General features: G+C 67.3%; 14 protein-coding genes. 8 read left to right on the top strand and 6 right to left on the bottom strand.

Annotated features, from left to right (window positions below; all coding sequences use genetic code 11):
- Positions 1–81: 81 nt before the first annotated feature.
- On the top strand, positions 82–2,376 hold the full coding sequence (locus tag OCL97_RS17820) for a TonB-dependent receptor domain-containing protein (RefSeq protein ID WP_377371170.1): 2,295 nt from the start codon (positions 82–84) through the stop codon (positions 2,374–2,376).
- A gap of 72 nt (positions 2,377–2,448) precedes the next feature.
- Here the strand turns inward: OCL97_RS17820 and OCL97_RS17815 are convergent, their stop codons facing one another.
- Together OCL97_RS17815 and OCL97_RS17810 are read right to left on the bottom strand one after the other, a co-directional pair.
- Complete coding sequence (locus OCL97_RS17815) at positions 2,449–3,210, bottom strand: arginyltransferase (RefSeq protein ID WP_304783304.1); 762 nt, start codon at positions 3,208–3,210, stop codon at positions 2,449–2,451.
- An 86-nt stretch (positions 3,211–3,296) separates the two neighbouring features.
- Positions 3,297–4,199: a flagellar motor protein MotB gene (locus tag OCL97_RS17810; protein WP_377371169.1), complete on the bottom strand. Its 903-nt coding sequence runs from the start codon at positions 4,197–4,199 to the stop codon at positions 3,297–3,299.
- A gap of 87 nt (positions 4,200–4,286) precedes the next feature.
- Here OCL97_RS17810 and OCL97_RS17805 point away from each other — a divergent pair, with 87 nt between their 5' ends.
- Genes OCL97_RS17805 through OCL97_RS17795 form a run of 3 tightly spaced genes read left to right on the top strand, consistent with a single transcriptional unit; the run spans position 4,287 to position 6,229 of the window.
- Positions 4,287–5,144 carry an NAD(P)-dependent oxidoreductase gene (locus tag OCL97_RS17805; protein WP_377371168.1) on the top strand — a complete coding sequence of 286 codons (858 nt, stop codon included), beginning with the start codon at positions 4,287–4,289 and terminating at the stop codon, positions 5,142–5,144.
- Entirely contained in the window at positions 5,141–5,662 is a 522-nt protein-coding gene (locus tag OCL97_RS17800) for a GNAT family N-acetyltransferase (protein ID WP_377371167.1), read from the top strand. The genes OCL97_RS17805 and OCL97_RS17800 overlap by 4 nt, the downstream gene beginning before the upstream one ends.
- 60 nt (positions 5,663–5,722) lie before the next feature.
- Complete coding sequence (locus OCL97_RS17795; protein ID WP_377371202.1) at positions 5,723–6,229, top strand: GNAT family N-acetyltransferase; 507 nt, start codon at positions 5,723–5,725, stop codon at positions 6,227–6,229.
- Here OCL97_RS17795 and OCL97_RS17790 read toward each other — a convergent pair.
- Genes OCL97_RS17790 through OCL97_RS17775 form a run of 4 tightly spaced genes read right to left on the bottom strand, consistent with a single transcriptional unit; the run spans position 6,226 to position 8,467 of the window.
- Positions 6,226–6,549 (bottom strand): hypothetical protein, encoded by a 324-nt coding sequence (locus OCL97_RS17790; protein ID WP_377371166.1) that lies wholly within the window; start codon positions 6,547–6,549, stop codon positions 6,226–6,228. The two genes, OCL97_RS17795 and OCL97_RS17790, sit on opposite strands and share 4 nt — an antisense overlap.
- Positions 6,550–6,574: 25 nt before the next feature.
- Positions 6,575–6,964, bottom strand: a complete 390-nt coding sequence (locus tag OCL97_RS17785) for an NUDIX hydrolase (RefSeq protein WP_377371165.1) — start codon at positions 6,962–6,964, stop codon at positions 6,575–6,577.
- Positions 6,961–7,977 (bottom strand): porphobilinogen synthase, encoded by a 1,017-nt coding sequence (gene hemB / locus OCL97_RS17780; protein ID WP_377371164.1) that lies wholly within the window; start codon positions 7,975–7,977, stop codon positions 6,961–6,963. Before hemB ends, OCL97_RS17785 begins: the two co-directional genes overlap by 4 nt.
- 10 nt (positions 7,978–7,987) lie before the next feature.
- Entirely contained in the window at positions 7,988–8,467 is a 480-nt protein-coding gene (locus OCL97_RS17775; RefSeq protein WP_304783282.1) for a hypothetical protein, read from the bottom strand.
- An 84-nt stretch (positions 8,468–8,551) separates the two neighbouring features.
- Between OCL97_RS17775 and OCL97_RS17770 the strand changes: the two genes are divergently transcribed.
- Genes OCL97_RS17770 through mmsB form a run of 4 tightly spaced genes read left to right on the top strand, consistent with a single transcriptional unit; the run spans position 8,552 to position 12,460 of the window.
- On the top strand, positions 8,552–9,691 hold the full coding sequence (locus OCL97_RS17770; RefSeq protein WP_377371163.1) for an acyl-CoA dehydrogenase family protein: 1,140 nt from the start codon (positions 8,552–8,554) through the stop codon (positions 9,689–9,691).
- Complete coding sequence (locus tag OCL97_RS17765; protein WP_377371162.1) at positions 9,688–10,743, top strand: enoyl-CoA hydratase/isomerase family protein; 1,056 nt, start codon at positions 9,688–9,690, stop codon at positions 10,741–10,743. Before OCL97_RS17770 ends, OCL97_RS17765 begins: the two co-directional genes overlap by 4 nt.
- Positions 10,744–10,803: 60 nt before the next feature.
- The gene (locus tag OCL97_RS17760; protein ID WP_377371161.1) at positions 10,804–11,559 is read left to right on the top strand and encodes a class I SAM-dependent methyltransferase; all 756 of its coding nucleotides are present in this window, start codon (positions 10,804–10,806) and stop codon (positions 11,557–11,559) included.
- A gap of 13 nt (positions 11,560–11,572) precedes the next feature.
- The gene (gene mmsB / locus OCL97_RS17755; protein ID WP_377371160.1) at positions 11,573–12,460 is read left to right on the top strand and encodes a 3-hydroxyisobutyrate dehydrogenase; all 888 of its coding nucleotides are present in this window, start codon (positions 11,573–11,575) and stop codon (positions 12,458–12,460) included.
- The last annotated feature ends 167 nt before the right edge of the window (positions 12,461–12,627 follow it).

Raw genomic sequence — 12,627 nt, 5'->3', positions numbered from 1 at the left:
TTGACCAGTTGTCGCTGTCTGCAGCCGGGGCGGTAGGCCAGCTTTCCTCCGCACCAAGAACGGTGAGCTGGGGATAGCTCGATGAACATTCTGAACCTGCGCCGCACGGCGCTGTTGTCCGGCGCGGCGGTGGCCACGGTCCTGAGCGCGCCGACCTGGGCGCTGGCCCAGGGGCCGGGGACCGTGGAGGAGCTGGTGGTGACCGGCAGCCGGGTCTCCGAGGCCTCGGTGGCCATCGGCACCGACCAGGCCACCGCCACCGTCGCCATCACCCGGGAGGCGTTGCTTTCGGCGCCGGCGGGGGTGACCGGCCTGAAGATGCTGGAGTCGCTGCCGGGGTTCAACGTGCAGGCCAATGACGCGCTGGGCATGTACGAGTTCGGCAACTCGGTCTCGGTCCGGGCCTTCAATTTCCAGCAAATCGGCTTCCTGCTGGACAACATCCCCATGGGCCGCAGCGACCAGTTCGGCGGCAGCCCGATCTATCGTTACGTCGACAACGAGAACCTGCTGCGGGTCACGGCCTCGGCGGGCTCGGGCGATGTGAGCCTGCCCAGCTACGCCTCCCTCGGCCCCATCGTCAGCTACCTGACCCAGGTCCCCGATGAGGAATTCGGCGGGGTGGTGAGCCAGAGCCTCGGCAGCGACAACCTGCGCCGCACCTTCGCCCGCATCGACCTGGGCGAGCATGGCGGCCTCTCGGGCTATGTGAGCGGCTCGTGGATCAAGGGCGACCTTTGGCGCGGGCCGGGTGACATCGAGCGCACCCACTACGAGGCCAAGCTGCGTTACGAGGTGGGCGAGGGCGCCATCACCTTCCAGACCGTCCACAACGACTATTTCGACTTCGACTCGCCCTCGATCACCAAGGCCCAGTACGCCGGTACGGCGGGCGACATCTTCGGCCGCTCGGGGCGCAGCTTCGCCTATCTGGGCTATGTGCCGGTGCTGCCGGTGACGGCGGCGGGGATCACCTACTCCAACACCGCCTATAACCAATACTACAAGCAGGCCATCAACAGCCGGCAGGACCACCTCTACGGCCTGACCTACGACACCCCGATCGGCGAGAGCCTGAAGCTGACAGTTGGGGCCTACTACGAGTCCAAGGAGGGCTATGGCGTTTCGCCGGAGGCCTATGCGACTTCACTCACCAATTACAACGCCGAACGCCTGATCGTGCCTGGGTTGTTCGCGCCCCTGGGCCTGCAGTACGGCCTGTCGACGGTGGACGGGACGCGACAAGGGGCGACCGGAAAGCTGACCTGGAGCATCGCCAACCACGACATCTCCGGCGGCGTCTGGGTGGAGAACGACGATTATCACCGCACCCAGCAGCGCTATAACCAGGTGGGCGGCAGCCCGGATGGCGCGCCGCTGCTGAGCCAGCCGGTCCACCTGCAGCGCAACTACGTCTCGACCCGCGACACCGTGGAGTTCTTCCTGAAGGACACCATCGGCCTGTTCGACGACCGGCTGAAGATCGACCTGGGCTTCAAGAGCCTGAGCGTCGACTACAATATCGCAGGCTACCGCAATCCGGCCGACTTCATCGCGCGCCGCCAGCCCTCGGTCTCCAAGACCTGGGAGGACAACTTCCTGCCGCAGATAGGCGCGGTTCTGGACGTCAACGGCCGCGACCAGGTCTTCGCGTCCTACTCGGAGAACATGGCCCTGCCTCGGGGCGCCGACGACATCTTTTCGGCCGCCAGTCCGCTGGCGCCCGGACCGGAGGCCGAGACCTCCAAGAACTGGGAGATCGGCTACCGCGCCAACCGCCCGACCTTCAACGCCTCGATCGTGGCCTACAAGACCACCTTCGAGAACCGGCTCCAGTCCTTCGCATCGGTGGTGCCAGGGTCAACGACCACCGAGACCTTCTTCCAGAACGTCGGCGGCGTGGAAGCCCACGGCGCGGAGTTCAGCGGACAGTGGAAACCGGAGCTTTTGGGCGGGAAGGTCTATTTCAACACCAACCTCAGCTACAATATCGCCGAGTTCCAGGACAACTTCGCCACCTTCGCCATCGCCGGCAAGCGGGTCCCTGACTTCCCCGAATGGCTGTGGACCGGCGGTGTCACCCTCGAGCCGGTGGAAGGCGCTGTGATCAACATCTCGGCGCGTCACATCAGCTCGCGCTTCACCAACTTCGTGAACAGCGAGAAGACCGACGGCTACACGATCTACAACGCCTATGTCGATTTGGGCGACGGGTTCGGGGCCGGGCCGTTCGAGCAGATCAAGGCCCGGGTCAATATCGACAACATCCTGGACGAGGACTACCTGGGCACGGTCAACACCACGACCAACACGCCCGCGAGCTTCCGGCCGGGGCCCCGGCGGACCATCCAGTTCACGATCTCAGCAGAGTTTTAGGGGTACGCGCCGCCGTGGCTCATCCCACGGCGGCGCCGAACTTGTCGGCGCAGCGCGCCCGAAGCCAGCAGGTCAGATCGCCTCGGCGACCCGGTCGCGGGCGGATATCAGGCGCCAGCCCTCGGGGCGAAGCAGCTCTATGGGGGAGAAGCGGACCTTGTAGTCCATCTTCTCCGAGCCTCGGACCCAGTAGCCGAGATAGACGTAGGGCATGCCGGTGAGGCCGGCCTGGACCACGTGGTCCAGGATCACGAAGGAGCCCAGGCTGCGCCGGGTCACGGTGGGATCGTAGAAGCTGTACACTAGGGAGAGACCGTCGCTCATCAGGTCGACGAGAGCGCAGGCCACCAGGTCGCCGGGGCCGCCATCCCTGGAGCGCAGGCGATACTCGATGATGTGGGTGCGGACCGCGGTGTCCTCGACCATGGCCACGTAGTCGGGCCAGGTCATCTCGGCCATGCCGCCGTCGGCGTGCCGGGTCAGCAGGTAGCGCCGGAGCAGGTCGAACTGCTCCATGGTGGCCTCGGCCTCCACCAAGTGGCGCTCGATGTCCTCGTTGCGGGCCAGGGTCTTGCGCTCCGAACGCGAGAACACGTAGTCCACGGCCGGGATCCGGGCTGAGACGCAGGCCGAGCAGGACTCACAAGCGGGGCGATAGGCGATGTTCTGGGAGCGGCGGAAGCCCACCTGGGTCAGGGAGTCGTTGACCGTGGCGCCGTCCGACAGGGGCAGGTGGGCGAAGACCTTGCGCTCATGACGTTCCGGCAGATAGGGGCAGGGGCTCGGCGCTGTCAGGAAGAACCTGAGCTGTCGGGTCGGAAAATGTTGCGTCACGGACTTGCGATCGCTCTCGAACCACTGCGCCTAACCCGATTAGGCGTCATGCCGGTGGGTTGCGCAAGTGTTCCGAGAGTCACAGCCTAGAACCCGTTATTCGGCGGCAGCACCGGGGCTTCGCGCAGCAGGACGATGGCGATCCGCCGGTTGCCGGGCAGGGTTGGATCGTCCGGATACAGCGGTTCGGAATTGGCCTTGCCAGCCACCTGATAGACCCGGTCGGGATCCACGCCGGTGGTCTGCAGGAGGCGGCGCGAGGCGTCGGCGCGGGCCGAGGACAGGGCCCAGTCGGTGTCGGCCTTGCGGCCGTTCATGCTGGCCGAGGTGTGGCCGGAGATGCTGATCCGGTTGGGCAGCTGGTTGACGATCTTGCCCACAGCTCGCAGCAGCAGCTTCGCCCGGTCATTGGGTTGCACCTGTCCCTCGTTGAACAGGGAACGACCTTCCTGGTCGACGAGCTGGATGCGAAGACCCTCGGGGGTCTGGTCGATGATGATGTTCTTCGAGAGCTCGGCGAGCTCAGGCATGTCCTGCAGCGACTGGCGCAGGGACTGGGCGGCCGACTGGAAGGCGGCTTCCTCGCGCTTCTCCAGCGCCTCCTTCATGGCCTCGCTGGAGGCCTGGGAGTCGATCGCCTTGGCCGCGTCGGAGGCCTTGCCGTCGTCAGGATTCTTGGACTCCGGAGACATCTCCTCGATGATCGCCATGGAGCCCGCCCCCTTGGCGCCGTCTTCACCCAGGGCGGTGCCGGCCAGAATGCCGCCGGAGCCGGAGGTGGTCTCGGAAACGCTGGCTGGGGCGAAATAGTCGGCGATGCCGCGCTTCTGTTCCGGGCTGGTAGTGTTGATCAGCCACATCAGCAGGAAGAAGGCCATCATCGCGGTGACGAAGTCGGCGTAGGCCACCTTCCATGCGCCGCCATGGTGTCCATGGCCGCCGCCCTTCTTGATTTTCTTGATCAGGATAGGGGCTTCGCCGACGGCCATGATTCAAATCCGGTTAACGCTGATTCCAGCGCAAGGTGCGGTGAGGCTCGTTAAGATGGCGTTGAGTTTGTTTAGAAGGGTGGGGACATGAAGGTCGCGTTCGTGGGCTTGGGCGTTATGGGCTTCCCGATGGCCGGACACCTGGCCAAGGCCGGCCACGAGGTCGCGGTGTTCAACCGCAGCCCGGAGAAGGCGCAGCGCTGGGCTCAGGCCCACGGCGGCCGCGCCGGAGCGTCCGTCGCCGAGGCGGCCCACGACGCCGAGATCGCCTTCCTTTGCGTGGGGAATGACGATGACGTCCGCGGCGTCGTGTCCCAGGCCCTCCCGGCGATGGCGGCCGGGGGAATCATCGTCGACCACACCACCACCTCGGCGAAGGTGGCCCGCGAGATGGCGGACCAGGCGGTGCGGGACGGCCGGTTCTTCGTAGATGCGCCGGTGTCGGGGGGGCAGGCCGGCGCGGAGAACGGCCAGCTGACCGTCATGTGCGGCGGCGATCCCGCCGCCTATGCCCGGGCCGAGCCGGTGATCATGGCGTTCGCCAAGGCCGTGCGGCTGATGGGCGAGGCCGGCGCCGGCCAGCTCACCAAGATGGTCAACCAGATCGCGATCGCCGGCCTGGTCCAGGGCCTGGCCGAGGGCATGCACTTCGCCAAGCGGGCGGGGCTCGATCCGCTCGAAGTCTACGAGGCGATCTCCAAGGGCGCGGCCCAATCCTGGCAGATGGACAACCGCTGGAAGACCATGGCCGAGGGGAAGTTCGATTTCGGCTTCGCCGTCGACTGGATGCGCAAGGATCTCGGTCTGGTGCTGGACGAGGCGGCGTCGAACGGCGCGACCCTTGAGGCCACGGCCCTAATCGACGGCTTCTACCGCGAGGTCCAGGCGATGGGCGGCCGCCGCTGGGACACCTCAAGCCTCGTCGCGCGGCTTGAAAAGCCGTGACCGAGATACGGCCCGCCGTCCTGACGCGGGACGTGGAGAGGATCGCAGCGATCGACACGGCCGTGCAGAGCACCAGTGTCCTGGCGGCGAACGCCGGACCGGAGGGGATCGTCCTGCGCTCAGTTCCGCAGACCGTGACCAAGGTCTTCCCCCTGGAGGACCTGGAGGATCCCGATCGCCCCTGGGACGTCGCATGGGTGGCCACCGACGGGTCGCAGATCATCGGGTTCGCCGCCGTGGGCTTCCAGGCCTGGAACCAGCGGCTGGTGCTCTGGCACTTCTATGTGGACGCTGGCCGGCGCGGCCAGGGCCTCGGCCGGCGGCTGATGGAGGCGGTGCTGGACCACGCGCGGTCCCTGGGCGCGCGTCATGTCTGGTTGGAGACCAGCAACCAGAATCAGCCAGGTGTCGCGGTCTATCAGGCCCTGGGCTTCTCCCTGACTGGCCTGGACCTCACCCTCTATGACGCCACCCCCTCGGAGGGGGAGTTTGCTCTGTTCTTCAGCCGCGCCGTCTAGGTACAGTCGGGCGTTCCCAAAGCGGAGAACGACAGTGCGGGGAGGATCGTGGTGTCGGTGATGGTGCTTGAGACCGAGCGGCTGTTTCTGCGCCAGCTGACGCCCGACGACGACGCCTTTATCCTCGAGCTGCTGAACGAGCCTGGGTTCCTGGAGAACATCGGCGACCGGCAGGTGCGCGACCTGGAGGGCGCACGGCGCTATGTCGCCGAAGGACCAGTGGTCAGCTATGCTCGGCACGGCTTCGGTCTCTGGTGGGTGGGGCTGAAGGCCACCGCCGAGCCGGTCGGCATCTGCGGCCTGATCAAGCGCGAGGTGCTCGATCACCCCGATATCGGCTACGCCTTCCTGGCGCGGTTCTCAGGCCAGGGGTTCGCCTCGGAGGCTGGCGCGGCGGTGCTGGCCTATGGCCGCAGGGCGCTCGGCCTGGGCCGGATCGTGGCGATCACCAAGCCTGATAACGACGGGTCGGTCCGGGTGCTGGAGAAGATCGGCCTGACGTTTGATGGGATGGTCAACCTGCCCGACCACGGCGGAGAGAGCCGCTACTTCGTCTCCGACGCTTAGTTTGGCGCCCAGCCGGAGGGTTCGCCGCCGGCGACTTCCGCGGCCTTGGTCTTCTTGTCCATGGCGCAGGCGTACTTTACCGGGGCCCCGCCCTGGGCCTTGCCGGTGAGGATGGCCATGCCGAAATTCTGGCTGCCGAACGCCGAGACCGCCACGGTCCAGGTCTTCACGCCCGAATCCTTTGTGGCGGCCGCCTTGCAGCGGGTGGCGACTTCCTTCTGGAACGCCAACCAGGCGTCGTCGGAGCTGGCGGCGGCGGAGCCGGCGAACGACAGGGCCAGTGAGGCGCCGATGACGGCGCGGGCGAGGGATTTGGACAAGATCGTCTCCATCGGGGCTCTGGGCCTAGAATAACCGCGGCAGGACCTGGGTTTCCAGTAGGGGGGCGAGGCGTACCGCGGGCGGCGTGGTCGGATCGATCCACAATAGTTCGGCGATCTCAGCCTGGGCGGCGACCTCGCCGCGGATCGTCGCGTGATAGATCGCGCCCTCGACCTGGGTGTCGGGCTCGTTGGCGGCCGGCGCGCTGAAGACGCCGAGCGGGCGGCTCTCGACCAGGACGCATCCCAGTTCCTCGGCAAGTTCGCGGGCCAGCGCAGCGGCGTCGTCTTCACCGGGATCGCGCTTGCCGCCAGGCAGCATGAAGGCGGTCGTGTCGGCCTTGCGAACCGTAAGCAGCCGCCCCTCTCCGTCGCGGATCAAGGCTGCGACGATGCGGATCGGCGGCTGGGTCACGCGCCCATCAGCCGGGCGGCGACCGGTGCGAAATAGGTGATCACGCCGGCGGCCCCCGCGCGCTTGAAGGCGCCCAGGCTCTCCAGGATGGCGCGTTCCTCGTCCAGCCAGCCGTTCTGGGTGGCGGCCTTGATCATCGCGTACTCGCCCGAGACCTGGAAGGCGAAGGTGGGCATGGCGAAGGTCTCCACCACGCGCTGCACGATATCGAGATAGGGCATGCCCGGCTTGACCATGACCATGTCGGCGCCCTCGGCGATGTCGAGGGCCACCTCGCGCAGGGCCTCGTCCGAATTGGCGAAGTCCATCTGGTAGGTCTTCTTGTCGCCCGGGTTGTCCACCGAGCCCGTTCCGAGCTTCCCGGAACCGATCGCCTCGCGGTAAGGGCCATAGAAGGCCGAAGCATACTTGGCGGCGTAGGACATGATCATAACATCCTGAAGTCCCCCGCTTTCCAGGGCCTGCCTTAAGGCGCCGCAGCGGCCGTCCATCATGTCGGAGGGCGCCAGGATGTCAGCTCCGGCCTCGGCCTGCATGATCCCCTGGCGGACCAGGGTCTCGATGGTCGGGTCATTGAGGATGCGCCCGTTCTCGATCAGGCCGTCATGGCCGTGGTCGGTGAAGGGGTCCAGCGCCACGTCGCACATGATCCCGACCTCGGGGGCGGCGTCCTTCATGGCCTTGACCGCCGTGGCCACCAGGCCGTTGGGATCGTGGGCCAGGCTGCCGGTGGCGTCCTTTTTGGCCCCGTCGATGTGGGGGAAGACCGCGATGGCCGGGATGCCAAGCCTGCGGGCCTCCACCGCGGCCTTGGCGCAGTCCTTCACCGAGAGGCGTGACACGCCCGGCATGGAGCCCACCGGAACCTCGCCCTCGCCCTCGTGCACCACCATCGACCAGATCAGGTCGGCCGGTGTCAGCACGCTTTCGCGGACCAGTCGGCGGACCCAGTCAGCCTGACGCAGACGGCGCAGGCGCAGGGCGGGGTAGGCGGCGAGATGGGCGCTTTTCATGGGCCGCTATCTAGGCCGGGTGGGAGGTCAGGCCAATCCCTCGCGCCGAGACCAGCCGGATAAAGCCGATCGCCGGGGCCGCGATCAGCCACAGCCCGGCCAGCAGCGACAGCACCACGGCCGCCACCAGGAGGCTGACGATCCGCCCGTCGAGAACCATGCGGGAGAGGTCGATATTGATGGTGGAAAAGCCGTCCCAACCGTTGACCCGGGTGAACTCCAACAGTTCACCGACCCCGCTGATGAGCGCCCCAAGTCCGCACGCCCCGGCGGCCATGGTCAGGCCAAAGGCCACCCAGAAGATCCTGATCTGGAAATCGTGATGCGAGCGGATGGCCACCGGCGCTTCGTCCCGCTGCGAATAGGCGATGATCACCGCGATCAGGGCCGGGATGCCGGCGAAGAAGATCGACGCGAACAGCAGGCCATAGTTCACCAGGGCGAGGTTTCGCGCCGCCTCTGGCCCTCGTCCCATCAATTGATCCGTCATCGTCCGACTCCCCGCGCGTCGTTGACAGGTTGCGCCTACGGAGCGAGTTCCTCAAGCTAACCCCTTCCGAAGGCCGCCAAGATCATGGATTTCACCCTCAACGAAGACCAGCGCGCGATCGAGGACGCCGCCCGTGTCTTCGCCGCCGAGGAGTTGGCTCCGCACTCGGCCCGCTGGGACGAGGACAAGCACTTTCCGGTCGATGTCCTGCGCAGGGCGGCGGGGCTCGGCTTCGCCGGGCTCTATGTGCGGGAGGACGTCGGCGGCTCGGCCCTGAGCCGACTGGACGCCTCCATCGTCTTCGAACAGCTGAGCTATGGCGACGTGTCGACCGCGGCCTTCCTTTCAATCCACAACATGGTCTCGTGGATGATCGATCGGTTCGGGTCCGACGACCTGCGCCAGCGATACCTGCCGCGTCTGACCAGCATGGAGCTGATCGCCTCCTACTGCCTGACGGAGCCGGACTCGGGGTCGGACGCCGCGGCGCTGGCGACCACGGCGAAGAAGGACGGCGACAGCTACGTCCTGACGGGCTCGAAGGCCTTCATCTCGGGCGCCGGGAGCTCCGACCTCTATCTGGTGATGGCCCGCACCGGGGCGGCGGGCGCCAAGGGAGTTTCGGCCTTCGTGGTGGAGAAGAACCAGCCGGGCGTCTCGTTCGGGGCTCAGGAGCGCAAGATGGGCTGGAACGCCCAGCCCACGGCTCAGGTGAACCTCGATGGGGTCCGCGTGCCGGAAGCCAACCGCCTGGGCGGGGAGGGGGAGGGCTTCCGCTTCGCCATGGCCGGCCTGGACGGCGGGCGCATCAACATCGCCTCCTGCTCGCTCGGCGGCGCGCAGCTCGCCCTCGATACGGCGCGGGAACACCTGCTCACCCGCAGACAGTTCGGCCAGGCCCTGGCCGAGTTTCAGGCCCTGCAGTTCCGGCTGGCGGACATGGCCACCGAGCTGGACGCCGCCCGCCTGATGGTCCGCCGGGCCGCCGCGGCGCTGGACGCCCGCGATCCCAAGGCCACCCAGTACTGTGCCATGGCCAAGCGGATCGCCACCGACACCGGTTTCGAGGTCGCCAACCAGGCCCTGCAACTGCATGGTGGCTACGGCTATCTAAAGGACTATCGCCTGGAACAGATCGTGCGCGACCTGCGGGTCCACCAGATCCTGGAAGGCACGAACGAAATCATGCGGGTGATCATCGCCCGGGAGCTGCTGCGCCAATGAGTGATGACGAAGTTCTAGTCCGCTTCGAGGGCCGCGTCGGCCGCCTGACGCTAAACCGGCCCCAGGCGCTGCACGCCCTGACCACCCGGATGTGCGAAATCCTCACCGAGGCCCTGCTGGCCTGGAAGGATGATCCGGCCGTAGCCCTGGTGCTGCTGGATCACTCCGGCGAGCGCGGCTTCTGCGCCGGCGGCGACATTCGCATGCTGGCCGAAAGCGGGGCGGCGGACGGCAAGGCGGCCCGGGAGTTCTTCTTCAAGGAGTACCGGCTCAACCACCTGCTGTTCAGCTACGCCAAGCCGGTGGTGGCGATCATGGACGGGGTGACCATGGGCGGTGGCGTCGGCTTGGCCGCGCCCTCCCAGTACCGGGTGGCTACCGAGCGGACCACCTTCGCCATGCCCGAGACCGGGATCGGCCTGTTCCCCGACGTCGGCGGGGGCTGGTTCCTGTCGCGCATGCCCGGCCACATCGGCCTCTGGCTGGCGCTCACCGGCGCGCGGCTGAAGGCGGCCGACTGCGAACTGGTGGGGATCGCCACCGACTACATCCCGAGCGATCAGATCAAGGCTTTCAAGAGCGCCCTGATCGCCGACCCGGCCGCCGTCGAGACCCTGCTGACGGAGTTCGAAGGCGACGCGGGAAGGCCCCGCCTGGCCGAGCATCAGGACGAGATCGAGCGCATCTTCGGATTGGCCAGCGTCGAGGCCATCGTCGAGGCGTTGCAGCACTCCGACACGGACTGGTCGGACGACCAGCTCAAGGCCCTGGCCTCGAAGTCTCCCCAGACCCTGAAGGTGGCCTTCCGGCAACTGGCGCTGGGCCGCAAGGCCACGAGCTTCGCCGAGAACATGGAGATGGAATACCGGATCGGCGCCCGCGTCGTGCAGCGCCACGACTTCATCGAGGGCGTGCGCGCCGTCATCGTCGAGAAGGACAATGCGCCGAAGTGGAGCCCCGCCACCCTGGAGGGGGTCACCGAGCCCATGCTGGACGATATCTTCGCCCCCCTGCCTTCCGATGAGGCCTGGTCGCCCCTACCTCCACTGTAACGAGACGCCAGCGGCCGCCGAATGGCGTTCCGAAAGACAACGAGACTTGGGAGAGAACCGATGACACGCAATCTGTTGCTGGCCGCCGTCGCCGTCCTGGCGCTTTCCGCCGGCGCCGCTCAGGCCGCGCCTTCCAGCGAGGTCGCCGCCGCGGTGGCCGACAAGGCCCGCCCCGAGGCCGACACCAAGCGCGACGCCGACCGCAAGCCTGCCGAGATGCTGGAGTTCGCCGGGGTGAAGGCCGGCCAGACCGTGGCCGATTTCCTGCCAGGCGGCGGCTATTTCACTCGCATCTTTTCCAAGGCGGTCGGGCCCACGGGCGTGGTCTATGCGGTGATCAACGCGCCGCCGCCGAACCCGGCGCCCGACGCCAAGCCCAACCCTATCCTCGCGGTGGCCGCTGATCCCGCCTACGGGAACATCAAGGTGGTGCAGGCCAGCTTCCAGACCCTGGCCCTGCCGACCCAGGCCGACGTGATCTGGACGGCGCAGAACTATCACGACCTGCATCTGGCCCGTTTCAACCTGGACGTGGCGGCGGTGAACAAGGCCGTCTATGCGGCCCTGAAGCCGGGCGGCGTCTATGTCGTGCTGGACCACGCCGCGGTCGCGGGCGCGCCCTTGGACACCGCCGACAAGCTGCACCGTATCGATCCGGCCATCGTGAAGACCGAACTGGCGGCGGCTGGCTTTGTCTACGAAGGCGAGAGCACCCTGCTGCGCAACGCCACTGACGACCACACCAAGGGCGTCTTCGATCCGACCCTGCGCGGCCACACCGACCAGTTCATCTACAAGTTCCGCAAGCCCAAGTGAGGGAGCGCCGCCCATGACGCGGATCGCGTTCATCGGTCTGGGAAACATGGGCGGCGGCATGGCCGCCAACCAGGCTAAGGCGGGCCACGAGGTGGCGGCCTTCGACCTGTCGGCCCAGGCGCTGGAGAAGGCCGTGGCGGCGGGTTGCCGCGCGGCCGGTTCCGCGGCGGAGGCGGTCGCCGGCGCGGAGGTCGTGATCACCATGCTGCCGGCCGGACCCCACGTGCGGGCGGTCTATGCCGACGAGGTGCTGACCAAGGCGCTCAAGAGCGCCCTGCTGATCGACTGCTCCACCATCGATGTGGAAAGCGCGCGCGCTGTGGCGGCCGACGCCAAGGCCCGGGGCTTCCGGTTCGCCGACGCGCCGGTCTCCGGCGGCACAGCGGCGGCCGAGGGCGGAACGCTGGCCTTCATGGTGGGGTGCGACGAGGCCGACTTCGCCGCGGTGGAGGCGGCGCTGGCCCCGATGGCCCGCGCCGTGATCCGGGCCGGCGACCACGGGGCGGGGCAGGCGGCCAAGATCTGCAACAACATGGTGCTGGGCATCTCGATGATCGGGGTGTGCGAGGCCTTCGCCCTGGCCGAGAAACTGGGCCTGGACCCCGACCGGTTCTTCGAGATCGCCACTAAGTCCTCGGGCCAGTGCTGGTCGCTCAGCAACTACAGTCCTTGGCCAGGCCAGGTGCCGGCGGCGCCTTCGAATCGCGACTACGAGGGCGGTTTCGCCACCGCGATGATGTTGAAGGATTTGAAGCTGGCGCAGGAGGCTGCGGCCAAGTCGGGGGCCGCTACGCCGATGGGGGCTCAGGCCGAGGGGATGTACGCCCTGTTCGATCGCCTGGGGGGCGGCGCGAAGGATTTCAGCGCGATCCTCCAGCTCTTTCGGGGCAATCTGCCCTGAGGCGGGTTATCGCCGTTCACGAACTCTGACTGCACGCTCACGAAATGTGCGGTCTTGCGACATGACGGATTGTAGACAACGGGGTCGGGCGGCGCGATAAGCCCGGCGAAGCTAAGGGGACCGGTTGCGGCGCGAGATGGTCGAGCGCGCGGCCGGAATTCAAGTCG

It is taken from the genome of Phenylobacterium ferrooxidans (genome assembly GCF_042714595.1).
Lineage (GTDB): Bacteria > Pseudomonadota > Alphaproteobacteria > Caulobacterales > Caulobacteraceae > Phenylobacterium > Phenylobacterium ferrooxidans.
Note: the sequence above shows the minus strand (reverse complement) of the source record. Positions and strands in the feature narration are given on the sequence as shown.

Coding starts and splice junctions, on each gene's coding strand:
- OCL97_RS17820 (WP_377371170.1), top strand. CDS start 82: ATGAACATTCTGAACCTGCGCCGCACGGCGCTGTTGTCCGGCGCGGCG.
- OCL97_RS17810 (WP_377371169.1), bottom strand. CDS start 4,199: ATGGCCGTCGGCGAAGCCCCTATCCTGATCAAGAAAATCAAGAAGGGC.
- OCL97_RS17805 (WP_377371168.1), top strand. CDS start 4,287: ATGAAGGTCGCGTTCGTGGGCTTGGGCGTTATGGGCTTCCCGATGGCC.
- OCL97_RS17795 (WP_377371202.1), top strand. CDS start 5,723: ATGGTGCTTGAGACCGAGCGGCTGTTTCTGCGCCAGCTGACGCCCGAC.
- hemB (WP_377371164.1), bottom strand. CDS start 7,977: ATGAAAAGCGCCCATCTCGCCGCCTACCCCGCCCTGCGCCTGCGCCGT.
- OCL97_RS17775 (WP_304783282.1), bottom strand. CDS start 8,467: ATGACGGATCAATTGATGGGACGAGGGCCAGAGGCGGCGCGAAACCTC.
- OCL97_RS17770 (WP_377371163.1), top strand. CDS start 8,552: ATGGATTTCACCCTCAACGAAGACCAGCGCGCGATCGAGGACGCCGCC.
- OCL97_RS17765 (WP_377371162.1), top strand. CDS start 9,688: ATGAGTGATGACGAAGTTCTAGTCCGCTTCGAGGGCCGCGTCGGCCGC.
- OCL97_RS17760 (WP_377371161.1), top strand. CDS start 10,804: ATGACACGCAATCTGTTGCTGGCCGCCGTCGCCGTCCTGGCGCTTTCC.
- mmsB (WP_377371160.1), top strand. CDS start 11,573: ATGACGCGGATCGCGTTCATCGGTCTGGGAAACATGGGCGGCGGCATG.